At 72.5% G+C, this 23,244-nt stretch carries 27 protein-coding genes; all 27 read left to right on the top strand.

Annotation, left to right across the window (positions count from 1 at the left end):
- A partial coding sequence (locus tag IAG42_RS37875) for a hypothetical protein (RefSeq protein ID WP_188342177.1) occupies positions 1–442 on the top strand: 442 nt, incomplete at its 5' end.
- Between the two features lie 436 nt (positions 443–878).
- Positions 879–1,694, top strand: a complete 816-nt coding sequence (locus IAG42_RS37870; RefSeq protein ID WP_188342176.1) for a hypothetical protein — start codon at positions 879–881, stop codon at positions 1,692–1,694.
- An 841-nt stretch (positions 1,695–2,535) separates the two neighbouring features.
- The gene (locus IAG42_RS37865) at positions 2,536–2,862 is read left to right on the top strand and encodes a hypothetical protein (protein ID WP_188342175.1); all 327 of its coding nucleotides are present in this window, start codon (positions 2,536–2,538) and stop codon (positions 2,860–2,862) included.
- 82 nt (positions 2,863–2,944) lie between these two features.
- Positions 2,945–3,349, top strand: coding sequence for a DUF6573 family protein (locus tag IAG42_RS37860; protein ID WP_188342174.1), 405 nt, complete (start codon positions 2,945–2,947; stop codon positions 3,347–3,349).
- Positions 3,350–3,425: 76 nt separating this feature from the next.
- Positions 3,426–3,743: a hypothetical protein gene (locus IAG42_RS37855; protein WP_188342173.1), complete on the top strand. Its 318-nt coding sequence runs from the start codon at positions 3,426–3,428 to the stop codon at positions 3,741–3,743.
- 403 nt (positions 3,744–4,146) lie between these two features.
- Positions 4,147–5,943 (top strand): ParB/RepB/Spo0J family partition protein, encoded by a 1,797-nt coding sequence (locus tag IAG42_RS37850; protein ID WP_188342172.1) that lies wholly within the window; start codon positions 4,147–4,149, stop codon positions 5,941–5,943.
- A 103-nt stretch (positions 5,944–6,046) separates the two neighbouring features.
- A complete protein-coding gene (locus IAG42_RS37845) occupies positions 6,047–6,397 on the top strand; it encodes a hypothetical protein (RefSeq protein ID WP_188342171.1) in 351 nt (116 codons plus the stop codon).
- 407 nt (positions 6,398–6,804) lie between these two features.
- The gene (locus IAG42_RS37840; RefSeq protein WP_188342170.1) at positions 6,805–7,089 is read left to right on the top strand and encodes a hypothetical protein; all 285 of its coding nucleotides are present in this window, start codon (positions 6,805–6,807) and stop codon (positions 7,087–7,089) included.
- Positions 7,090–7,173: 84 nt separating this feature from the next.
- Positions 7,174–7,515, top strand: a complete 342-nt coding sequence (locus tag IAG42_RS37835; RefSeq protein WP_188342169.1) for a hypothetical protein — start codon at positions 7,174–7,176, stop codon at positions 7,513–7,515.
- A 90-nt stretch (positions 7,516–7,605) separates the two neighbouring features.
- Positions 7,606–8,388 carry a hypothetical protein gene (locus IAG42_RS37830; RefSeq protein ID WP_188342168.1) on the top strand — a complete coding sequence of 261 codons (783 nt, stop codon included), beginning with the start codon at positions 7,606–7,608 and terminating at the stop codon, positions 8,386–8,388.
- Between the two features lie 100 nt (positions 8,389–8,488).
- On the top strand, positions 8,489–9,226 hold the full coding sequence (locus IAG42_RS37825; protein WP_188342167.1) for a hypothetical protein: 738 nt from the start codon (positions 8,489–8,491) through the stop codon (positions 9,224–9,226).
- A 906-nt stretch (positions 9,227–10,132) separates the two neighbouring features.
- Entirely contained in the window at positions 10,133–10,522 is a 390-nt protein-coding gene (locus tag IAG42_RS37820; protein WP_188342166.1) for a hypothetical protein, read from the top strand.
- A gap of 75 nt (positions 10,523–10,597) precedes the next feature.
- A complete protein-coding gene (locus IAG42_RS37815; RefSeq protein ID WP_188342165.1) occupies positions 10,598–11,014 on the top strand; it encodes a hypothetical protein in 417 nt (138 codons plus the stop codon).
- 177 nt (positions 11,015–11,191) lie between these two features.
- Complete coding sequence (locus tag IAG42_RS37810) at positions 11,192–12,109, top strand: class I SAM-dependent methyltransferase (RefSeq protein ID WP_188342164.1); 918 nt, start codon at positions 11,192–11,194, stop codon at positions 12,107–12,109.
- Positions 12,110–12,981: 872 nt separating this feature from the next.
- Positions 12,982–13,464, top strand: coding sequence for a hypothetical protein (locus tag IAG42_RS37805; RefSeq protein ID WP_188342163.1), 483 nt, complete (start codon positions 12,982–12,984; stop codon positions 13,462–13,464).
- A gap of 182 nt (positions 13,465–13,646) precedes the next feature.
- On the top strand, positions 13,647–14,705 hold the full coding sequence (locus IAG42_RS37800) for an ArdC-like ssDNA-binding domain-containing protein (protein ID WP_188342162.1): 1,059 nt from the start codon (positions 13,647–13,649) through the stop codon (positions 14,703–14,705).
- Between the two features lie 525 nt (positions 14,706–15,230).
- Positions 15,231–15,707 (top strand): hypothetical protein, encoded by a 477-nt coding sequence (locus IAG42_RS37795; protein WP_188342161.1) that lies wholly within the window; start codon positions 15,231–15,233, stop codon positions 15,705–15,707.
- A 23-nt stretch (positions 15,708–15,730) separates the two neighbouring features.
- Complete coding sequence (locus tag IAG42_RS37790; RefSeq protein WP_188342160.1) at positions 15,731–16,141, top strand: hypothetical protein; 411 nt, start codon at positions 15,731–15,733, stop codon at positions 16,139–16,141.
- Between the two features lie 847 nt (positions 16,142–16,988).
- Positions 16,989–17,357 (top strand): hypothetical protein, encoded by a 369-nt coding sequence (locus IAG42_RS37785; RefSeq protein ID WP_188342159.1) that lies wholly within the window; start codon positions 16,989–16,991, stop codon positions 17,355–17,357.
- 146 nt (positions 17,358–17,503) lie between these two features.
- Positions 17,504–17,860 (top strand): hypothetical protein, encoded by a 357-nt coding sequence (locus tag IAG42_RS37780; RefSeq protein WP_188342158.1) that lies wholly within the window; start codon positions 17,504–17,506, stop codon positions 17,858–17,860.
- An 80-nt stretch (positions 17,861–17,940) separates the two neighbouring features.
- Positions 17,941–18,390: a hypothetical protein gene (locus IAG42_RS37775; RefSeq protein WP_188342157.1), complete on the top strand. Its 450-nt coding sequence runs from the start codon at positions 17,941–17,943 to the stop codon at positions 18,388–18,390.
- A 327-nt stretch (positions 18,391–18,717) separates the two neighbouring features.
- Entirely contained in the window at positions 18,718–19,119 is a 402-nt protein-coding gene (locus IAG42_RS37770; RefSeq protein WP_188342156.1) for a hypothetical protein, read from the top strand.
- A 79-nt stretch (positions 19,120–19,198) separates the two neighbouring features.
- On the top strand, positions 19,199–19,546 hold the full coding sequence (locus IAG42_RS37765; RefSeq protein ID WP_188342155.1) for a hypothetical protein: 348 nt from the start codon (positions 19,199–19,201) through the stop codon (positions 19,544–19,546).
- A gap of 206 nt (positions 19,547–19,752) precedes the next feature.
- On the top strand, positions 19,753–20,544 hold the full coding sequence (locus IAG42_RS37760) for a hypothetical protein (protein ID WP_188342154.1): 792 nt from the start codon (positions 19,753–19,755) through the stop codon (positions 20,542–20,544).
- A 67-nt stretch (positions 20,545–20,611) separates the two neighbouring features.
- Positions 20,612–21,043: a hypothetical protein gene (locus IAG42_RS37755; protein ID WP_188342153.1), complete on the top strand. Its 432-nt coding sequence runs from the start codon at positions 20,612–20,614 to the stop codon at positions 21,041–21,043.
- Positions 21,044–21,255: 212 nt separating this feature from the next.
- Entirely contained in the window at positions 21,256–22,875 is a 1,620-nt protein-coding gene (locus tag IAG42_RS37750) for a DUF3560 domain-containing protein (protein WP_188342152.1), read from the top strand.
- A gap of 182 nt (positions 22,876–23,057) precedes the next feature.
- Positions 23,058–23,192 carry a hypothetical protein gene (locus tag IAG42_RS38425; RefSeq protein WP_262928339.1) on the top strand — a complete coding sequence of 45 codons (135 nt, stop codon included), beginning with the start codon at positions 23,058–23,060 and terminating at the stop codon, positions 23,190–23,192.
- Positions 23,193–23,244 lie beyond the last annotated feature (52 nt).

The raw sequence follows: 23,244 nt of genomic DNA, 5'->3' as shown, positions 1-23,244 counted from the left end.
GCACGCGGCCCAGCCGAGCCTGCACTTCCCCGGTACCGCGGCAGCCATCCGGGCGGCGATCCGCCCGCACCACGGCGCCCTGGCGGCCGAGCTGGACGCCGACCCTCACGCCCCCGCTCTCACCCCCGAGGAGGCGGCGGAGGAAGAGGCGCTGATCGCCCGTATCGAAGCCGGGGAGGGGACGCCCGAGGTGTTCGTGCGCTGCTTCTCCGACAAGGGCACGGGGTGGATGAAGACCGCGACCATCACGGCCGGAATCCGCATCGACGACTACCTGTTCGAGGCGGCGAACCCGGTCCACTTCGGCCCGGTGCGCTGCCGCCCCACCGAGAAGCCGCACCAGACCATCAAGCGCCACATCTGGCGCGTCAACCGGTCCCGCTCCATGCTGGTCGTCGAGCCCGACGTCTCCGTGGTCTGGTACGACGACCCCCGGCCCTGATGACCTAGAGCCGAAGGGGGGCGGACGCCGGTGCGCGTCCGCCCCCCTTCGGTGTAGCAGTGGGCGCCGGCCCACCGTCAACGCCCGCGCCTGCCGCGCCCGAGCGCCCCGCGCCGCCGTCGGGCGGCGCCGGTGGCCGGCCCCGGGCGCCGAGGTGCGGGCCGGTCTGGGGGAGCGGCGTCCCTGGGCGGTTTACGTGGCGGGCCGTCCGCCGTCTGCGGGTCCGTCGTGGTGCTGAGACGCGGCTGGCAGGGAGGGGGGTCGGCCCGGCCCGGAGGGCACGCGCGGCACCGCGAGAAATCCGAGAAAAACCCTGGTCAGACCCCCTTTCCCGCTTCCAAATCAGGCCCAACACTGGTAATGTTGTCCTTGTTGGGAGGGGGTGGCGCCCCGACCGACACCACCACTCGAAACCCGCACCACCCGGAGGTCCACCATGGCCGTCATCGACGCCGCGTTCTACCCGCTGATCGTCACCAACCGGCCCACCGACTCCCTGTACCGCCAGCCCCCAGCAGGTGCCGACATGGGCGGGGTCCGTCTGTGCCCGATCGCCGACGTCCGCCCCGGTGACTGGGTGCTCGGCGAGTTCGAGCGCCCCCTGAACCCGAACCGTCTCGACACCCTCATGCAGAGCGTCGCGTGCTTCCCCGCCCTGCCCGCCGCACTGAACGGATACATCGCCCTGGATGGCCAGTCGGACGTGTGGCACGACGAGGAAACGGTGCTGATCATCCCCCGCGAGTACATCCCTGGAGACACCTACGCCGATCGCTCCGGCGGATACCGCCCCGGTGACCGGGTGGAGCGCACTTTCATCTACGACCCGATGCACGACGACGCCCGGGACAAGGTGGGGAAGGCGCGCCCCGTGATCCAGCGCGGCACCGTCACCTCCGTCGAGGGCGACGCGTTCACCGTGGCGTGGTCGGGGCGCTGGGTGAACGGCCGCTCCGAGGAGGCCGCCATGCGCCTGGCCGACCCGGTGGCCATCGCGCGCGAGCGCGCCGTGTACGGCTTCGCCGTCGGCGACACCGTCACCACCGAGGGCAGCCACGCGACCGGCGTCGTGCTGGAACTGTGGTTCCACCACTGGGCCGGGGCGCCGATGGCCCGTGTCTACTGGCCGGGAAGCCCCTGGAGCAACTACTGCTCGTACGACTTCGCGCCCACCAGCCGATACATCCACAAGGTCCCGGAGAACACCTACGACGTCACATCCCGCATGGACTACCCCATGCCCGCCGCCTGACGCTCCTTCTCGCCGCGTCTGGAGCACGGGCCCCGGGCGCGGCGGGGGCGCCGGTCTGTTGTCGGTGGCGGGGGTCCGGCGCCCCGAGCGGGTTCCGCACCGCCGTGGGCGGCGGTGGCGTTGTGGTGGCCGGCGTGGGTGCGCGGCGTCGTGTCTTCCGGCACCCGGCCCGGGGGGCCGGTTTGCGAGGGGCGCTCTCGCGCCGCCCCCTCGCGCTCCCCCGGCGCCGGTGGCGGGGGTCGGCGGTGCGGCCGCGGGTTTCGTGGTGGGGCATCGCACCTTCGGTGCGATCCGGCCGTGCGCCGCAGTCGTCGGGCCCTGGGGGCCCTCCTTATTGCGGCCCGCGCTTCGCGCGGGCTGCGTCGCTTCGCTCCTTGCGCAAAGCCCCGGGGGGCTCCTCCGGCGCCCGCCCCCCGGGGAGGTGGACCGTGGCTGAACTCCGCTGTGGCCGGGGCGAGTCCACCGGTGCGTCGTTGGCCGCCGGCACCGTCGTGGTGACGACCAGGGGCTGAGGTTCGAGACGGGGGAGCGGAGCAGCTGCACGTCGAGGAGAAGGTGACCGGTCCGCGGGGGGAGCGGGGGAGCGGCGTCCCTGGGCGGTTTACGTGACCGGCCGTCCGCCGTCTGCGGGCCCGTCGTGGTGCTGAAAAGCGGCTGGCAAGGAAGGGGGTCGGCCCGGCCCGGAGGGCACGCGCGCCACCGCGAGAAATCCGAGAAAAACCCTGGTCAGACCCCCTTTCCCGCTTCCATTTCCGGTCCAACACTGGTAATGTTGTCCTTGTTGGAAGGGGATGGCACCCCGACCAACACCACCACTCGAAACCCGAACGAGGAGCACTCAATGCGCGCCCTGATCGAGACCTTCAAGACCATCCGAGCCCGTCACCGCGCGGCCCGCCGGGCGGGTCTGCGGTCGTACACGGTGGTCCTGGACTGGACGGCCAAGGAGTACGCGCACTACGCGCCCGAGGTCGTGCACGTCCGCGCATCCTCGCCGCTGGCCGCCGAGATGGACGCGCTCCTTCAGGCGGCAAAGGCCCACGTCATGCACGTCGACCAGTTCGAGGGGCTGGAGGGCCGCGCCCTGCTCCTGGAGGCGGGCAACCAGATGAAGGTCGTGGCCACCTTCACCGGCACGCACACCGCCGTTCACTCCGACCACTTCTGACCCGCCCGGCCGGGGCGGCGGATGGCACCGCCGCCCCGGCCCCCTCGAAACCCGCACGACGAAGAGAGGCAACCCCGTGAGCATGACCGGCACCGTCTACACCCGCGCCCACGCCATCAAGGACGGTCTCCTGATCGAAGCCGACCCCGGCATTGCCGAAGAGATGGAGTTCCCCGCCCCGGTCGCCATGACCGAGGCCGTCTACCGCGACTGTGTCGCCGTCCCCGAGGCGTACGCCTGGACGACCGGCATCCGGCTGGACGAGACCGAGCGGGAATGGGACCTCTTGCTCACCGCGTCCCGTGCGATCAAGGCCGCCGCAGGCTCCGGCCGTCAGCCCCGGCTCGCGCTCACCCTGTACCGCGTTCCCGTCGACGGCATCACCCGCGACGCCCGGCGCGTGACCCTCGTGGCCGAGTCGTCGCCGGGCGACCACGGGGAGCGCGTCATCACGATCATGCGCCCCACGGAACGCCTGCCCTACTGAGACCGCCCGGCCGGGGCGGCGGATGGCACCGCCGCCCCGGCCCCCTCGAAACCCGAACACCGAACGGAGTCCCAACATGATCACCGCCCGACTCGACTATCTCGCGGCGCACGGCACGGACGGCAACTACCGGCGCATCTTCCTGGCCGACGGGAAGGGCCTCAGCGTCAAGGGCCAGCCCGGAAATGCCCAGTTCGAGGAGGTCTACCTGGTCGAGGGGGTCGACGTCCCCAACAGCGAGGCGTGGGAGGGGGAGGACCAGTGGGAGCTGTGGCTCACCTCCGACGGCGAGGACGCCACCGGGCGTCTGTTCTACGACGTGCCGGTTTCGGCCGTCCGCGCGCTCATCGAGGAGCACGGCGGAGAAGGGGCCGAACAGGACCCCATCGGCTGACATCGGAGCCCCCGAGGCGACGGCCCCGTACCGCCCCGGCCAGCACAGGCCGGGGCGGCTGGGAAACGCGCCGAGCGCGACGGCCGCCATCATCAGCTGAGGTATCCGCGCCGCCCCTCGGGCGGACTGTCCGTCAGCGCCGGCCGGGCCGCACTGGAGTCGCCGGCCGCGCCTGCCGGTGGGCGGACACCACCGCCGCCGCGTGCCCAGCCGGTGGTGCGGAACCGACCCGGAGCGACGGGCCAGCGTCGAGCGGCCCGGCTCGAATTCACGAGAAAAACCCTGGTCACAGGCACCGAAACCCTTGGCGATCAGGCTCAACACTGGTAATGTTGTCCTTGTTGGGAGGGGGTGGCACCCCGACCGACACACCTCGAAACCCACACCCACGAAGGGACTCACCTTGACCGTGACGCAGAACGAGCAGGCCCCGGCCGCCATCGCAGAAGAGGCGGACGCCGGGCGGCTGGAGTGGATCGACCCGCTCACCGACTTCCGTCCCGACGAGCCCGAGGAGAGCCGGGTCATCGTCGACCCGTTCAACCACCGCAAGAAGCGCGAGGACGGCGAGGAGGACACCACCGAGCCCGACCCCGGCCTGATCGCCAGCGTGGACGCCGTGGGTGTCCAGCAGGCCCCGGTCCTGCGGCCCCAGGTGGGAGCGAACGAGGGCAAGCTGGGCATCGTCATGGGCCAGCGGCGGATGAAGGCCGCGCGCGCCGCCGCCGAGCGGGCCGTGGCCGAGGGCCGCAAGTACCGGAAGGTCCGCGTGATCGTCCGTGAGGACCTGACGGGCGTGGACGACGAGGCCCTGGCCGGGTCCATGGTCGAGAACGTCCACCGCGCGGCCGCCAGCGTCCAGGACGACCTGGACGCCGCCCAGCAGCTCGCTCTCATGGTCAACGCCAAGCGGGTGCCCAAGGCCCGCAAGGCCCAGCTCGCGGCCGCCATCGGCCGGACCACGGAGGAACTGGACGCCGCCCCCCGGGTCGCCAAGATCGCCCCCGAGGTGATCGAGGAACTGTGGGACCAGGGGGCAGAGTTCGACTGGGTCGAGCAGGCCGACTTTGCCGAGGTCGAGGACGTGCCCAACGCTCTGTGGAAGCTGGAGCAGGCCAAGCGGAAGGACACCGACGAGGGCAACACCAAGCGGGGCGCGTGGCGTCAGGCCATGCAGGCGCTGAGGGCCGAGAAGGAGAAGGCCGAGCGCATCGCAGCGGCGACGGCCGAGCTGGCCAAGAAGATGATCCCGGTCATCGGCTGGCCCCACAGCTGGCAGTACAGCGCCGCCCGCCCGCTGGAGGAGCTGGAGAGCGCGATCGGCCGCCCGCTGACCGAAGCCGGTCACAACGAGACCTGTGAGGGCCACGCCGCCACGTTCGACCCGGCCGACGGCGAAGTGGTCTGGATCTGCCGCGACTTCAAGAAGCACGGCCACCGGATCACCGGGGCCGCCCAGAACGAGGACGGCGGGAGCGAGGAGGTCGACGAGAAGGCCGAGGCCGAGCGCGAGGCCGCCCGCGCCGAAGCCCGGCGCGTGAAGGCCAACAACGCCGCCTGGCGTTCGGTGCGCGAGGTCCGGCAGGCGTTCATCGTCGACATGTGCCAGGACAAGGGCGAGGCCCCGGCCGACGTGAAGGACCTGGTACTGACGGGGATCATCACGGGCAGCTACGCCTACACCCACTACGTGACGGGTGACTACGGCAGGCTGCTGTCGAAGTTCCTGAAGGACGAGAACCTGACGCACACCCGGCCCGACGCCGTGGCCAAGCTGATCAAGCGCACCGGAGCCAAGCGGTACTGGTGGCTCCTGTTCGCCCACATCGCGGGCATGTACGAGTTCGAGCACATGACCGACGAGGCATGGCGCGGCAAGAAGGACGAGTTCGGCCGCCGCAAGCCCATCGAGCGCAAGACGGTCGAGTGGCTGAACTTCCTGAAGAAGCACGGCTACAGCCTCTCCGAGGTCGAGGAGGAGACCCTGGCCACCGCCCAGCAGCAGGCCGAGGAGAAGGCCAAGCAGGAGGCCGAGCGCCAGGCCCAGCGCGAGCGCTGGGAGCGCGAGCGCGAGGAGGCCCGGCTCAAGCGGGAGGCCGAGGAGAAGGCAGCCCGGGAGGCCGAAGGTGCCCAGGAGAGCGAGGGCCGCGAGGCCGAGGCCGAGCCGGGCACCGAGCCCGGCGAGCCGGACGACGAGTAGCAGCACCCAGCGGGCCCGCCAGGGCGGGCCCGCTCCTGCCGGGGCGGCGGATGGCACCGCCGCCCCGGCCCTCGAAACCCCCACACCCCGCGAGGAGATGACCATGCAGGACACCCCCGAGACCACGGGCGAGCGGCTGACTCGCACCCTGGCGCACCACGGCCTGACCGTGCGCACCCTGGTCTCCCGCCGCTACGACGGGAGCCGGATCGTGGTTGACGTCGAGGGAGGAGCCGAGATCCGGATCGCTGACCAGCGCGGCCTGATCGACGGGCGGGCCGACTGGCATTGCGGGTGGATCGCCCGCTACCGGCCGCACGGAACCCGCAGCCGCGAGGGCGCGACCCGGATCTACGAGTCCAGCGGCGTACGGCTCCCCTTCGAGCAGGACACCGCCGCCCTGGTGGTCGCCGTCGTCCAGTGCGCCACCGCCCGCAGCCTCACCGCCGCGTGAGCCCCAAGGACCGGCATCGTGCCGCGTGGAGCCGGCCGACTCCGCCCGGCACGACGCGGACCGGTGGCAGGCCGTGACGCCCCGGCCAGGGTGCCGGGGCAGCAAAAAAACCGGCGACCGCCCTGCCATAAGGCAGGACCCCCCGCACAAGTGCGGCAGGCTGGCGCGGTCGCCGGTTCCTCGAAACCCGCACCGCGCGTGGTGGCGACATCCCAGAAGGGGCGCTACTTCCACGCGATACGAGGTAACCCCAGGGTAGCGGGTCGGAGGCAGGGGGCGAAAAAGACCCGGGAAACGCGCGAACAGCCCTTCCCTTCCGGGGGAAAGGTGGTAATGTTGTCCTTGTTGGAAGGGGGTGGCACCCCGACCGACACCACCACTCGAAACCCACACCGAGGGATACGGACATGATCACGATCACCCAGTTCCCGCAGGCTCCCCTGGCCGCTCTGCGGGACCGTCTCCTGACCGCCGCCGCTGACGACGACCGCGCCCCGCAGGAGGAGCTGGCCGGCCTCAGCGACAGCGTGCTCGCCGCCTACTGGCACGGCTACCTCACTGCCAGCCGCAGCGGCCACACCGGTGCCCAGCTGCACGCCGCCGCCTTCGGGGCGGCGCTCGACTCCCCGATGAGCGCGGTCTGCACCGACACGCGCGCCCTCCGGGACGTCCTGACCCGCTCGTTCCAGTAGCCCACCCTCAGCCGGGGGCGGCGGATGGCACCGCCGCCCCCGGACCCCTCGAAACCCCCACACCCCCACGAGGAGCAGCGCAGCGTGAACGACGACTTCAACGCCCGAGTCATCCCCGCCTTCCCCCGCCAGAACTCCGGTGTCCGGCTGGTCGACCTCGCCACAGGCAAGGAGATCAAGCCCGGCCAGACGATCCCCGAACCCAACGGCCACGGCCACATCACCTACGTCGGCCCGACCGTCCACACCCGCGAAGGCGACAGGACGCCCCGGCCCGGCCGCGTCGCCGTCGTCCGGTACACGACCCCCGCGACCGACTGGGCGTTCCTGCCCGCCGAGCTGAACGCCCGGTACGTGGACGCCGACGCCCCGCACAACGAGGGCGACGACGGCCAACTCCCCCCGCAGACCCGCCGCAGCGAGTAGGTACGCGGCCCCCTGCCCGGGGGGCGGCGGATGGCACCGCCGCCCCCCGGGTCCCGCTCGAAACCCCCACCTCACCGAGGAGAAGATCGCATGACCCCCACCCCGGACCTCATCGGCGGCGACGCCGCCGCAGCCCGCTACCGCAGGGACCTGCTGGTGACCGGGAACGGCGGCCGGATGCTCACGGAGGCCATCGGCCGCCCGGTCCTCCGCGCCCGACAGACCGCCCAGACCTATCGCGCCGCCGTGCAGGACATCGAGAACAACCGGTGCAACGCACCCGGCCGCCGCTGGCTGCGGATGCAGTCCGCCGTGTGCCACCACCGGGCCCGGATCGCCGCCGACGAGCAGGCCCTGGCGGTCGAGAACGACCAGCCGGCCCAGGCCGCCCGGTGGGGCGCCCTCGCAGTCGCCTACGCCAGGGCAGGCAGGCACCTCGCCCACACGGTGCCCAACGCGGGCGCGGCGGTCGCCATGCTGACCGCCGCCGCCATCGCCCTGGAGAAGACCGTTCTCCCCCTCCCGGCCCAGGCCGGACTCACCGAAGGGGCAGCGCTCCTGTCCAGCATCCCCACCTTCCGGATCGACACCGGCCGCCAGGCCCTCGCCGCCGCTCGGACCGGCGACGGCTCCCTGGCCAAGGCCATCAACGGCGTGGAGGTCGAGCTCCTGCTGTTCGCCTGCTGGGCCGAGGGCCAGCACGAGACCGGCTACCACGCGGCGCGGCAGGCCGTGCGCGCACTGGACCGCGCCCGCAAGACCGCCGAGGAGGACCCGCAGGCCCTGGCGGCCGCCCTCCACCTGGCCGAGCAGGCCCTGGACACGGCCGAGGCCATCACCACCCGCGACGACGAGGAGCACACCGGCCGCTGAACCCACCGCACCCCGCCAGGGCCGGAGCGCGCACCGCGCCCCGGCCCCGGCGCCTTTCGAGAACAGGAACGACGATGCCCACCCCTTCACGGAGGCGAGCGTGACCGGAGAAGACTGGCGCCCACGGCCGATCTACCTGCCAGACGCCCACCTGCCGAACTCGGCCGATCCGGCATGGACTTGCCGCCAATGCCGCACGCTCTGGCCGTGCCCGACCGCCGAGCCGTACCTCACCCGAGGGCAATGCTCCTCCTGCGGCAGCCCGACGTACTGGGACACCAAACTGCCCCGCCACTGGCACCTCGGCCCCCGCTGCTACACCCCGGCCGACGCCCTGCGCGCCGAAGCGGAGGAACTTCACCAGCACCACCAGAGGAACCCGCGCTACCCACCCAGCCACTACTACCCGGACAAGCCCCGGCGCCGTCGGCGTCAGCGCCCGCCGTACGACCACACACCCAGCCGGCCCGGCGACATCGAACCCGGCACCACCCTCTGGGTCAGCCCCGGAGGACTGCACCCGGGATGGGGCGACATCCACCACCTGGCGATCCTGACCACACTCGGACGCCCGAAGTGCGAGGTGTGGGTCTGGCTCGACAGCACCGTCCACCTGGTCCGGCCCGAGCACCTCCTCCCGGACATCTCCCCGATCCGCAACGCCGCCCGCGCGGCAGGCGTGACGACCTTCCGCCAGCAGCCCGGACGCCAGAGTCCGCTCCTGCCCGAGTGGCAGTGGATCACGTGGACCGTGGACCGTCACCTCCAGCACCGTGAACAGCACGCCCCACCGCCCCCGACCATCGAGGCGGTCCAAGAGCCCCTGTTCGCCAGCTGACCCCCCGGCCCGGGGCGGCATCTGCCGCCCCGGGCCGAACGCGTTGCGCGGCCACCGCGCCGACAGGCCGCAGACCCGCACCTGACCGCGCACGCTGCCAGCTCCGCCTCACCGTGCACGACGGCCGCGCCGCGGGGCCGGTGCCGCCACGCCGCGCCGTGGTGGGGCACCCGGCCCGGGGGCCGGGTTGCGAGGGGCGCTCTCGCGCCGCCCCCTCGCGCACCCCCGGCGCCGATGGCCGGCCCCGCCGGACCAGGGGGCCGCCTGGCATCCGGGGCGCTTTCCTCGTGGTCGCCGCCGCGACTGTGGCGAGCCCGGCCGTGGCCGGGGCGGCGGCGACCTCGAGGACGCTCCCGCCGTCCTCGCCCGTGACGATCCGCCGGGGTGCATCGCACCTTCGGTGCGATCCGGCCGTGCGCCGCAGTCGTCGGGCCCTGGGGGCCCTCCTTATTGCGGCCCTCCGGTCGCTTCGCTCCCTGCGGGCTGCGTCGCTTCGCTCCTTGCGCAAAGCCCCGGGGGGCTCCTCCGGACGCCCGCCCCCCGGGGGACGGGGGGCGGGCTGAACTCCGCTGTGGCTGAGGTGAGTCCACCGGTGCGTCGTTGGCCGGCGGCACCGTCGTGGTGACGACCAGGGGCTGAGGTTCGAGACGGGGGAGCGGAGCAGCTGCACGTCGAGAAGAAGGTGACCGGCCCGCCGGGGCCCGGGTGGAGGAGCTGGCAAGGAGGGGGGTCGGCCCGGCCCGGAGGGCACGCGCGGCACCGCGAGAAATCCGAGAAAAGCCCTGGTCAGACCCCCTTTCCTGCTTCCGTTTCCGGCCCAATGCTGGTAATGTTGTCCTTGTTGGAAGGGGGTGGTACCCCGGACAACGAGAACCACTCGAAACCCGATCACCGGAGGTACGGACCATGAGCGAGCAGATCACCCCCGAGCGCCAGGCCGAGGCGGAGGCGATCGGCCACGCCGCCTACCAGGCGATGCGCGCGGAGATGATCGAGGCGGCCCGCCAGCGGGAGGGTGACGGCATCGACACCCCCCTGCTCATGGAGGGACTGGAGGCCGAAGCGGCCTACCAGGCCGCCCGTGAGGCGCTGGCCAGCGCCCGCGCCGAGCGTCAGCGCGTGCTGTACGCCATGTGGCGCGCGAACAAGGACCCCCGTGCCGTCGCGGCCCTTATGCCCGCCACGGTCAAGGCCGCCACCGTGCGCGCCGCCGTGGTCAAGCTCGCGCCGTCCCAGGACTTCGAGGCCCTGCCCCTGTGGCGCACCGAGGACGAGGAGGCCGCCGCCACGCACTGACCCCACCCGGCCGGGCGGCGGTTGGCACCGCCGCCCGGCCCGCTCGAAACCCACACCACGTACCAGGAGCAGGCCATGAAGTTCCAGATGCACACCGCCATTGGCTACGACGGCACCCCCGCCCCCACCCCCTCCCCGCTCGACACGCACGAGGCCGCGCGCGAGTTCACCGCAGCGCTGGCCGACCTCTTCCAGGTCGAACCCGCCCGCGTCGTTCACGACGAGTGGCGCACCGCCCCGTACGTGTGGACCAACGTCACCGTCTGTCTGCCGGTCATCGGCACGGCCGTGTTCAGCGTCGACAGCCGCAAGAGCGGAGCCGCCGCGCTCCGGCTGTACCTGAACGAACGGCCGGTCCCGGTCGACTGGACGCCGGAGGGGGCGCCGGGACACGGCGGGCACGAAGGCCCGCGCGGCAGCGTCGGGCAGACCCTCGCGCAGGCGGTGGCCGACTATCAGGCCCGGCAGTCGCAGGACACCGTCAAGCAGTGAACGAGTTCCCGGGGGCGGCGGCGGTCGCCGCCCCCGGGGCGGCGAAAAAACCCAGGTCAGGCCCGGTTTTCCGCTTCCACTTCCGGCTCAATGCTGGTAATGTTGTACTTGTTGGGAGGGGGTGGCACCCCGACCGACACCACCACTCGAAACCCGCACCGAAAGGGCGTGCCCCTCATGGCGAAGATGACGACCGAGACCGCGATCCAGCACCGCAAGGCGGCCGCCCTGGCCGGCCTGGACCGCGACCTCACGCCGGACGAGCGGGAATTCGTCCTGGACCACTGGATGGAGGAGGGCACGGCCCGGCTCGACGGCGCGTTCTTCACGCCTGGCGGACTGGCCGCAGACCTCACCCTGAATGCGTTCGGCAAGGCGCGGGTCATCGACCTGTGCGCGGGAATCGGCCGCTTGGCCTGGACCGCTCACCAGTACCTCGGCGCCCACGGCGCCGCCCGAGAGATCGTGTGCGTGGAGAAGAACCCGGAGTACGTCCGGATCGGGCGCAAGGTCCTGCCGGAAGCCACCTGGATCTGTGGCGACGTCTTCGACGTGCCGACGATGGACCTGGGCGGACAGTTCGATGTGGCCCTGGCCAACCCGCCGTTTGGCCGGGTCTCCAGGAACGGGCGCACCGCCCCCCGCTACAGCGGCCCCCAATTCGAGTACCACGTCATCGACATCGCCGCCGAGGTGGCCCGTCAGGGGGTGTTCCTCATCCCCCAGGAGTCTGCCCCCTTCCGGAACAGCGGATGCGCGTTCACTGAGCAGCGGACCGCCCAGTACGAGCGGTTCGAGCGTCAGACGGGGGTGACTCTGGAGCAGGGATGCAGCGTCGACACGTCCCAGTACGTCGACGAGTGGCGGGACGCCGCCCCGCGCACGGAGATCGTGACCGCCGACTTTGAGGAAGCGCGGACGCGCCCGGCGAAGGCCGCCACGGCCCCGACGGCCCCCAAGTCCAGGAACTGGCTCGCCATGCCCGCCACGGAGTTCGCCGTCAAGCCGAAGGCGGCACAGGCCGCCCTGTTCGGCATGGGGGACGACAAGGCAACCGGCACCATCGGGCTGTTCGACGGGGAAGCCCTCTTCTGACAGGCCGGTTCGCTCCCTCCCCGCACGGCACGGAAGCCGTGCGGGGAGGGAGGCGTCGTGCGCGCGGCGGGGGCGCCGGCCTGTTGTCGGTGGCTGGGGTGGCCGCGCGCGCCGCACCGTGCTGCGATCCGTGGGCGGCGGTGGCGTTGTGGTGGCCGGCGTGGGTGCGCGGCGTCGTGTCTTCCGGCACCCGGCCCGGGGGGCCGGTTTGCGAGGGGCGCTCTCGCGCCGCCCCCTCGCGCTCCCCCGGCGCCGGTGGCGGGGGTCGGCGGTGCGGCCGCGGGTTTCGTGGTGGGGCATCGCACCTTCGGTGCGATCCGGCCGTGCGCCGCAGTCGTCGGGCCCTGGGGGCCCTCCTTATTGCGGCCCTCCGGTCGCTGCGCTCCCTGCGGGCTGCGTCGCTTCGCTCCTTGCGCAAAGCCCCGGGGGGCTCCTCCGGCGCCCGCCCCCCGGGGAGGTGGACCGTGGCTGAACTCCGCTGTGGCCGAGGCGGCACGAGCGCGCCGTCGTCGGCCGGCGGCACCGTCGTGGTGACCGTCAGGGGGTTGAGGTCGAAGAAGGGGTTGAGGGGGAGCTGGTCGACGTCGAGATGTGCAGGGCAGGCCCGGGGGAGCGGAGTCCCTGGGCGGTTTACGTGGCGGGCCGTCTGCCGTCTGCGGGTCCGTCGTGGTGCTGAAAAGCGGCTGGCAGGGAGGGGGGTCGGCCCGGCCCGGAGGGCACGCGCGGCACCGCGAGAAATCCGAGAAAAACCCTGGTCAGACCCCCTTTCCCGCTTCCATTTCCGGTCCAACACTGGTAATGTTGTCCTTGTTGGGAGGGGATGGCACCCCGAACAACGAGGACCACTCGAAACCCGCCGAAAGGTGCTGGATATGAACGTCAAGGCCCGCAACTCCCGCCCCGCCGCCGCGAAGGCCAGCGAGACCCCCGAGCCGATCGTCATCAACACCCGTCACCCGGAGTCCGGTCTGGCGATCAGCTACCGCGTCACGGTGGACACGGTGGAGCGCGCCGAGGTGATCAGCGAGGCGGGGGTTTCGGTCGGACTGGTTGCCCGGCTCACGATCCAGACGAGCCCGCGACAGCGCCCCGTGACCATCATGGCTAGCCGCCTCATCGGCGAGGGGGTGTGGTACTCCGACGCCATGACCGAGCGCGGCGGCCGCGTCCACTACTCCCGAGGGTTCGGGAACCGGCGCGGGACGCCCCGCCGCCTCCTGGCCGACCTCGGCGACGTGCTCAGCATCTGCGCGTACGACGTTCCCGGACTGGTCGAGGAGGCGGAGCCCGGCCGCCCCCTGAAGCTGCGCAAGGTGAAGGCCAAGGGCAAGGCGAAGGCCGCCGCCAAGGCGTGACCCGAATGGCCGGGGCGCGGCCAGCGCCCCGGCCCCCGCGGGGGGGCCGGATCAAAAAATCCCTGGTCAGGCCCCCTCTCGGCTTCCAAATCAGGCCCAACTCTGGTAATGTTGTCCTTGTTGGGAGGGGATGGCACCCCGACCGACACACCTCGAAACCGCACCGCAAGAGAGGCACCGAAATGGCCACCAAGACGACGCGCCGCCGCTCCACCAAGTCCGCCGAGGAGCGCGAGGCCGAGGTAGCCGCCCTCCATGAGCAGCTGAACGACGCGATTGCGTCCCTGGTATCCGCCGACGGGTGGAAGGCGATGCTCCGCGCCACCGTCGCGAACCTCGGCCGCTACTCCGTCAACAACATGTTGCTGATCCTGGCCCAGTGCCCGCACGCCACCCAGGTCCGGAGCTTCAAGCAGTGGAAGGAGCACGGCCGCCACGTCCGCAAGGGGGAAAAGGGGCTGCGGATCTTCGCCCCCATGACGGTCAAGAAGAAGGACAAGGACGGTAACCCCGTCCTTGACGAGAACGGCCAGGAACAGAAGCGCGTCATCTTCAAGACCGTGCCGGTGTTCGACATCAGCCAGACCGACCCCGACGAGGGGACCACCCCGGACGAGACGCCGGAGGCCGCCTACGCGCTCGGCGTGAAGGTGACCGGCGAGGCCCCGGCCGAACTGTGGGAACGCCTCACCCACCACGCGGAGAAGGTGCACGGCTACTCCGTCCGCCTGGAGCCCACCAGCGGTGAGGACGGGTACACCGACCCCAGGACCCGCGTAGTCGGCATCAAGGAGGACGACCCCGAGGCGCACCGCGTGATCACGCTCGCCCACGAAGTCGGACACATCGAGTGCGGACACGTCGCGGACCTTGACGAGTACCGCAGGCACCGGGGCCGCATGGAGTGTGAGGCCGAATCCGTCGCGTACATCGTGGCCGGGGCGGCCGGGCTGGACGCCGCCCTAACCTCCGTCCCGTACATCGCGGATTGGGCAGGCCGGACCGCCGAGGAGGTGCGGGCGACGCTCGCCGCCGCCAGTGAAACCGTCCTCCGCGCCGCTCGCGCGATTCTCGCCACCACCGCCCCGGCGGACGAGGAGGCCGAGGCGGCCCGCGTGGCAGAGGAGGCGGCCCACGCCGCCTACCAGGCGGAGCGCGCCGAGATGATCGAGGCCGACCAGCAGCGCGAGCAGGCCCAGCCGGTGAGCGCCGCCCTGGAGACCGCCCCCGCCCAGGGGTGACCCGAAGCCGGGGGGAGGGGACCCCCTCCCCCCGGCGCGGCGGAGGCGGCGGCCGGTCGCCGGGGGTGCGGCCGCCGCGCCCGAGCGGGCCCCGCCCCGCCGTGGGCGACGGCCGCGCCGAGGCAGCCCACGGCCGGTGCGCGTCGCCACGGTGCGGCACCCGGCCGGGGCCGGGTGCGAGGGGCGCTCTCGCGCCGCCCCCTCGCGCTCCCCCGGCGCCGGTGGCCGGCCCCGGCGCCAGGCTGCGGGCCGGCCCTGGGGGAGCGGCAGCGGTGGGCGGTTTACGTGACCGGCCGTCCGCCGTCTACGGGCCCGTCGTGGTGCTGAAAAGCGGCTGGCAAGGAAGGGGGTCGGCCCGGCCCGGAGGGCACGCGCGGCACCGCGAGAAATCCGAGAAAAACCCTGGTCAGACCCCCTTTCCCGCTTCCATTTCCGGCCCAACACTGGTAATGTTGTCCTTGTTGGAAGGGGATGGCACCCCGAACAACGAGAACCACTCGAAACCCGCACCACGGAGGCAGGGCAATGATCCTCTCGAACTTCCGCACCGCAGACGGCCGCCGCACCGCTGAACTCACGGAGACCACGATCACCGTGTTCGAGGGCGGCAAGATCATCGCCGAGGTTCCCGCGACCGAAGCGCACCGCGAGTACCCCGGGACCGTCTGGGGAGTGATCAACTCCGTCACCGACCCCGAGACCATCGAACTGGCCCAGATGATCGACTTCATCGTCTCCGCCACGACCGACGTCGTCCGCCCGGTTATGGCCGGACTCCCGGTGCAGTTCCTCACGGACCGCTTCACCACCGACCGCGCACTGACCACGGTCGCGAACGCCTACGAGGCCAACCGCAACCGGTTCGGCTTCCCGCCGGGCCGCGCGGCCGGTCTGGCCGGGGCGCGACTCCTCCGCACCACGATCGCCGGAGTCAGCGACCGCGTGCTCATCCAGGTCAGCCGGGCCGTTGAGGCCGCCTACAACAGCCAGCGCCAGCACTGACCCCCACTCACCGGGGGCGGCGGATGGCACCGCCGCCCCCGGGCCCCTCGAAACCCGCCCGCACGTCAGGAGGCAACAGCATCAACGCCGTAACCGCCCACTTCCTGGGGACCATCAGGTACGACGCCGCCACGCACGACTACGAGGGCCAGCCCCTGCCGACCGAGCAGCACATCCACTCCAGGGTCATCGCCGAAGACATCGCAGACGAGTTGCGGCACTCCCTGGGATACGAGAAGCCCGACGGAGCCGACTACGTTCAGCAGGTCCACGACGTGGCCGTACGCCCGGCCGAACGGCTCCGGCAGGCACTCATCCGAGCCGTGCAGATCAACAACGCTCACCACGCGCGGGGGCACGGCATGGAGTGCACGTGCGACCTTGACGCGCTCGAACTGGTCGAGCAACTCGCCGCCTACGCCACCGAGGCGTAACCGCGCGTCCCCTCCCGCGTCTGGAGCACGGGCCCCGGGCGCGGCGGGGGCGCCGGTCTGTTGTCGGTGGCGGGGGTCCGGCGCCCCGAGCGGGTTCCGCACCGCCGTGGGCGGCGGTGGCGTTGTGGTGGCCGGCGTGGGTGCGCGGCGTCGTGTCTTCCGGCACCCGGCCCGGGGGGCCGGTTTGCGAGGGGCGCTCTCGCGCCGCCCCCTCGCGCTCCCCCGGCGCCGGTGGCGGGGGTCGGCGGTGCGGCCGCGGGTTTCGTGGTGGGGCATCGCACCTTCGGTGCGATCCGGCCGTGCGCCGCAGTCGTCGGGCCCTGGGGGCCCTCCTTATTGCGGCCCGCGCTTCGCGCGGGCTGCGTCGCTTCGCTCCTTGCGCAAAGCCCCGGGGGGCTCCTCCGGCGCCCGCCCCCCGGGGAGGTGGACCGTGGCTGAACTCCGCTGTGGCCGGGGCGAGTCCACCGGTGCGTCGTTGGCCGCCGGCACCGTCGTGGTGACGACCAGGGGCTGAGGTTCGAGACGGGGGAGCGGAGCAGCTGCACGTCGAGGAGAAGGTGACCGGTCCGCGGGGGGAGCGGGGGAGCGGCGTCCCTGGGCGGTTTACGTGACCGGCCGTCCGCCGTCTGCGGGCCCGTCGTGGTGCTGAAAAGCGGCTGGCAAGGAAGGGGGTCGGCCCGGCCCGGAGGGCACGCGCGCCACCGCGAGAAATCCGAGAAAAACCCTGGTCAGACCCCCTTTCCCGCTTCCATTTCCGGTCCAACACTGGTAATGTTGTCCTTGTTGGAAGGGGATGGCACCCCGACCAACACCACCACTCGAAACCCGAACGCTGGAGGTAGAGGACATGACCACCGCGACGCGCGCCCCCGAGTTCTTCACCTGCACCTGCAACGTCCGCCCGGAGCCCCACCGGGTGCCGGTGCAGCGCATCGTCGTCACGCCCGCCGCCATCGTTGACCCGGACGGCATCCGCGACACCCTGATGAACGTCTGGTACGACGCCACGCTGTTCTTCGGCCCGGACGTCGTGATGGTCGTCGCATACGAGGAGGGCGAGGAGACCGGCGCGGCGGACGCGGCCCGCGAGTGGGCGGACGCCCAGGGGTTCGCCGTCGAGCCGTACGACGGCGAGTTCGTCACCGCGCGCATCACCCCCGAGGGGGCGCCCCAGGTGCCCGGCGAGGACCGGCCGGTCTACCGCTACGCCGCATAGAAGGACCGGCAGGGAGGCGGAAAACCCCAGGTGAAACCCGGTTTTCCGCTTCCCGATCCGGCCCAACTGTGGTAATGTTGTCCTTGTTGGGAGGGGGTGGCACCCCGACCGACACACCTCGAAACCCGCACCACCGGAGGAACATCGTGGCCCGTACTCACCACCACCGCCGCTACCGCGCCGCCCGCGCGGGCAACCCCGCCCGTCTGCTGGGCATGGACGACCGCGCCGCCGCCCGGAAGGGCATTCTCACCACGGCCGCGCGGGACGAGGACGGCCACCCGCAGCTCACCGCCCGCGCCGTCGCCCGGGGGCAGGCCCAGGACACTCCCGGCAAGCGCAAGGCGTACCAGAAGGCCGCGCACCGCCGCGACCGCGCCGCCGCCCGCGCGGCCCTGGCCACGGCCCCGTTCCGCCGCGACCCCGCCAGCCGTCAGGCCCTCCGCCTGGAGCGCGCCCTTACCCCCGTCACCCGCCGCCGCGTGGACTGGGACATCAGCTGACCTACGCCCCCGCCGGGGCGGCGGATGGCACCGCCGCCCCGGCCCCTCGAAACCCCACCAGCGCGAGAGAGGCCCCGAGCATGACCACCAGCACCGTTCCCGCGTTCGCCGTTTACGGCCGCATCGTCGACACCGCGCCGCTCTATCACGTGGTGTGCGACCACTGCCCGCAGTGGCTGGGCCCCGTCACCGACGACTTTGAACAGCACGCGTGGGACGTCCGGCGGCACGCGGCGCAGCACCCCGCGCCGTCGGCAGGCACCCGCTGGATTCCCGGCAGCACCGCGCCCCGCCGCGCCACGCGCGGCGAGGAGGTCGGACGGGTGCCGGTCTACCGCGTGATCTGCGACGAGTGCCCCCGGTACATGGGTCGGGGCGGCACCGACCGCGAAAAGCTCACCCAGTACATCGCGCTGCACGTCGCCGTGCACGAGGCGCACTACCGAGTGGTCACAGAAGGGACCATCGAGGCGGTGCGCGCCCACCAGGCGGCCGTCGAGGCCGACCCCGGGCACTGGTCCCACTTCTGACCGGCGACCGGGGCGGCGGCCCGCCGCCCCGGCCCGGCCCGGCCCGCCGGTCAGGGCGGGACGCGACGGCCTGTAGTGGCTCCGACGTCAGCCGCGCCGGTCGCCCACCCTCCCGGAAGCGGGGCGCCGACCGGCAGCCGGCCCCGCGCCCCAGTGCGCCCGCATCGGGGCGCGCGGGGTGGCGGGCCGACCTGGAAATCCCCTGGTAGGACCCGCTTCCCCGCTTCCATTTCCGGCTCAATGCTGGTAATGTTGTACCTGTTGGGAGGGGGTGGCACCCCGACCGACACCACCACTCGAAACCCGCACCGACCCCACGGAGGAACCGTGACCACCCAGACCGACCCGCAGGTCATCGCCGTCACGCTGGAAGACGAGGACGGCACCTACACCCTCACCGGGACCGTCATCGAGCTGAAGCGCCACCAGGAGGCGGGACTCTTCGGCATGGAGCTGATCGGCCTGTACGCCCAGCTCAAGATCGCCGTCGAGGGCGAGGAGGCCGAGACGCAGTTCCTCTCTCGCCTGGTCGACGAAACCCACTGGATCATCGACGACCGGTTCAAGGCCAACGGCTTCCCCGTCTGGTGCCACGGCTTCGGCGCGCGATACCTGCGCTGCCACACCATCAACGCCGAGCTGAGCGATGGGCTGGACAACCTCGCCCGCGAGCGTGGACTGGCCGCCGCCATCGGGCGCGACGTCCCGCTCACCCTCGCCGACGCGTAACCGCGCAGCGACACCCACCCCGGGGCGGCGGATGGCACCGCCGCCCCGGGCCCCTCGAAACCCGGCACCAGGAGGACACATGCAGACCGCCCGCGCGTACGGCAGGGCCCTTGCCGAGCGTCACCGCCGCACCCACGCCGACACCGTCCGCACGGAAACCGGCCGGATCTACTACTACGACCACCTGGTCTCCTACGGAGACCCGTTCTGCACCCCGGTGCGCACGGCGGACGCCGTCCTGCCGATCTGCGACGAGACCGGATGCAACTGCACCCGCGCCGCCGCGCTCCAGGCTCTGGCCGACCGCCCGCGCGAGTGGCAGACCCGGCCCGATGCCGACCGCATCACCCGCGAGCGCACCCACGTCAACGTCGTCTTCGAGGGCCCGAACGGCCCGCAGAGCGTATGCGTCGGGACTGACCGCTGAAGCGCGCGGCCGCGCCGACAGGCCCCGGGCCCCGGCGCGGCCGCGCACCACGGCGGTCAGCGAGGCCGTAGCCGACGGCACGCCGTCGGTGGCCGGCACCGCGCGCCCCGCCCGGCCGGTAGACCCCAGCCCCCCGGGGGCGGCGGATGGCACCGCCGCCCCGAACTCACTCGAAATCCGTCCCTGACGAGAGGAACACCATCATCATGACCACGACCGACGCCACCGCGGCGGCCGAGCGCTACGAGATCGGCGACCGCGCCGCAAACGGCCGCTACCCCGTCGCCGTCGACGGGAAGCCGACCGGCCACATCTACCGATGGCACGGCGGTTGGTACGCCGTCGTCCCGGGCCAGCCGGAGGAGACCCGCCACGACGACCGGCACGCCGCCGCCGCGCACCTGGTCGACCTGGTCGACTCCGGCGCCGTCGAGCCGGGCGCCGCACCGGCCGAGCCCCCGGCCGCCGAGGCGGGCATCGTCCCCTGGCTCTCCCCGAAGCTGAAGCCCACCCGGCGCAACATCATCAGCGCCGCCATCGCGTTCGGGCGCCTCGCCGAACTGGCCTGGAAGCCGGAGGACGAGGACGGGAACCCCACCGGCTACCCGGGGTCAGACAACCCGTGGGACCTCACCTGTGAACTGGACGGAAAGACGGTCGTCCGCTGGTGGAGCCACATGCGGGGGCGCAACGGCGACAACACCCCGCGGCCCGAGTACCGGCACGAGGGCTGCATCCCCTTCGAGGAGCAGGCCGGGAAGGTCGCCGCGCTCGTCGGCGAGCCCGTCACCGCCTGCCCCTGCCAGCAGCACACCCACCCGACCACCGCCGACGTCGCCGACGACCTGCTCAAGCAGGCCGAGCGGGCCCGCCGCGCCGACGACGCCGAGGCCCTGCGCCAGCTGCTCACGCAGCTGCTCGGACCGTGCCCCGCCAGCAGCGCCCGCGGCCAGGCGATGAAGGAGCTCAAGGAGCGCGCCCAGCGCACCAAGAGCTGACGGCCCGACCATCCCCGGGGCGGCGGCGAACGCCGCCGCCCCCTCCAGTCCCCGAGGAAGGAGCGCGATGCCGCGCGTCACCCGGGCGCACACCGTCGCCCACCACCTGGTCCAAGGCGGCCTGACCGACCTGAAACTCAGCGAAGCCGCCCAGATGAAGGACCGCCCTGGCCTCTACCGCGAAGACGGGTTCTCCGTCCGCAGCTACCACGCACCGGACGGCACCCTGCTCACCGTGGCCGGCGCCTACGGCCCGGACTGGTTCATGACCCTCGCCCAGATCCGCCACCGGCTGGAACAGCCGTACATCCGGTACGCCGTCACCGACGACGCCCCCGAGCTCCGCGACCATGAACTGTTGGTCCGCTGGGCCACCGGCGAGGAACTCCGCGCCCGCCGACAGGCCGCCGCGGCCCGCCAGGCGCCGGTCGTCGCCCTGCTCCGCCACCAGGAGGCCGAGCGGGCCGCCGAGGACGCCGGGCAGTCCGCACTGTTCTGACCGTGCCGACCGGCGCCCGCAGGGCCCGCCGGCCTCCCCTTCCCGGGGCGGCGGACGAAGCCGCCGCCCCGGGAACCACCCCGAAAACCCCTGTTCAAGGCGCCCTCACGCTTGAAGATCAGGGGTAAAGCTGGTAATGTTGTCCTTGTTGGGAGGGGGTGGCACCCCGACCGACACACCTCGAAACCCCGACCGTGGAGGACCACGTCTCAATGACCGCAACACCCGCCAAGGGCACGATCACCATCACCCACACCCGCGCCGACGGCACCCTCGTGGAGGGCAGCAGCAAGGGCGACGGCGTGTACGAACTGATCCGCCCCTTGGGCTTCCGCTACTTCCGCTCCCTGGGGATGCTGGGCATCCAGCAGTCCCGGGACAAGGCCGCCAAGCGCTGGAAGATCAACGCCGCCGCCGAGGCCCTGCGCCAGGCCGGATGGACCGTCGAGATCGAGATCGACGAGGACACCCGCCGCACCTTCGCCGAAGCCGAAGAGGAGCGCTACGCGCGGGCCGAGAGCCGCACCGAGCGGTTCGGCACGTACGCCGACAACGCGGCGGGCCGGTCCGAGGCCGCACGCGAGCGCGGCCGCCAGATCGCCGAGGGCATCCCCTTCGGCCAGCCCATCCTCGTCGGGCACAGCAGCGAGGCCCGCGCCCGCCGAGACCAGGAGCGCATCGACAGCGCCCTGCGCACGTACGTCGAGGAGGGCAAGCGCGCCGGGTACTGGGCGGCCCGCGAGAAGGCCGCCGCCGCGTACAAGGAGTTCCGCACCAACCCGGGCCGCACCCTGCGCCGCATCGAGAAGCTGGAGGCCGACGCCCGCCGCGTCGAGAAGTGGCTGGCCGGACAGTCCGCCGGAGGCTACCGCCGCTCCGACACCGACGAACTCCACCGCAGGAAGGCCGAGATCGCGGAGGAACTCGCCCACTGGCGCGAGGTCATCGCCGACGCCGAGCGCCGCGGGTTCAAGGTGTGGGGCCCCGACGACTTCCAGAAGGGCGACTTCGTCAACTGCGGCGGCACCTGGTACCAGGTGCAGCGGGTGAACAAGAAGACGCTCACGATCCCGCACCTCCACGGCGGCGTGCGCGTCGCCGTCGTACGGAAGGACCCCGCGGACAAGACCCGCCGCGGCTACACCATCCCCTACGACAGCGTGAAGGGATGGGCCTCCGCCGAGGACATCGCCCGGCTTGAGGCCGCCGAGCCGGAGCCCGAGGCCGAGCGCACCGTATGCCCCCACTGCGTGAGGGTCGCAAACGGGCAGAAGCGTTTCAGTGAAGCGCGCGGCATGTGCACCGTGTGCGGCTACGCCAAGCCGCAGAACTTCAAGGCCGGGCCCGCGCCCGCCCCGGAGGCCGACGGCCACCAGGAGCAGGCCGAGCAGGCGCCGCCGGTCGAGGAGCCGGCACCGGCGGCCGAGACGTGCCCCATGTGCCACTCCCCCCGGTGGCACCCGGTAGCGCGCCGCTGCGCCAACTGCAACCACGCCCCCGGGGAGCCGACCCCGGCGCCGGCCCCCGCCGCCGGGGAGGACTGGCAGGAGGGAATGGCCCTGGTGTTCATCGTCTCGAAGAACACCCGCCGCACCCGCAAGCGCGCCCTGTGGGCGATGACCCGCCGCGAGGCGCAGGCCGTGTGCGGAGACCCCCGCACCTCCGGCCGCTCGTACATGCTCACCTGGACCGAGCGGCCCGGCACCGAAGGCGCCGACTGGGAATGGGTCCCGGACAACGGGAGTCTCGACCAGGTCCTTGAGGACCTGGGCATCACCCCGCGCCGCGAGTGGACCACCGCCCCGAAGACCGCGGCCGCCGTCGCGCACTAGCGGTCAGCCGGGGTCCGGCCGCCGACCCGGCGGCCGGACCCCGGCACCCCCGCGCAGGGCCGGGCCCCCAACCCCTTGGGAATCAGGCTCTAATCTGGTATTGTTGTCTCTGTTGGGAGGGGGTGGCACCCCGACCGACACCACCACTCGAAACCCGCACCGCACCCACGGAGGAATCCCGCGTGAACCCCTCGCAGCCCCGTCCCGGCATCGCCCAGTACATCGCCGATGTCGTGATCAACCTGGTGCGCTTCCTCGGCCCCGACCCGGCCGCCATCGTCCGTCCCGCGCCCGCCCGCCAGGCCCGCCGGGGCTGACCCGACCACCCCGGGGGCGGCGGATGGCACCGCCGCCCCCGGGCCCGCTCGA

It is taken from the genome of Streptomyces xanthii (assembly GCF_014621695.1).
Taxonomy (GTDB): Bacteria; Actinomycetota; Actinomycetes; order Streptomycetales; family Streptomycetaceae; genus Streptomyces; species Streptomyces xanthii.
Note: the sequence above shows the minus strand (reverse complement) of the source record. Positions and strands in the feature narration are given on the sequence as shown.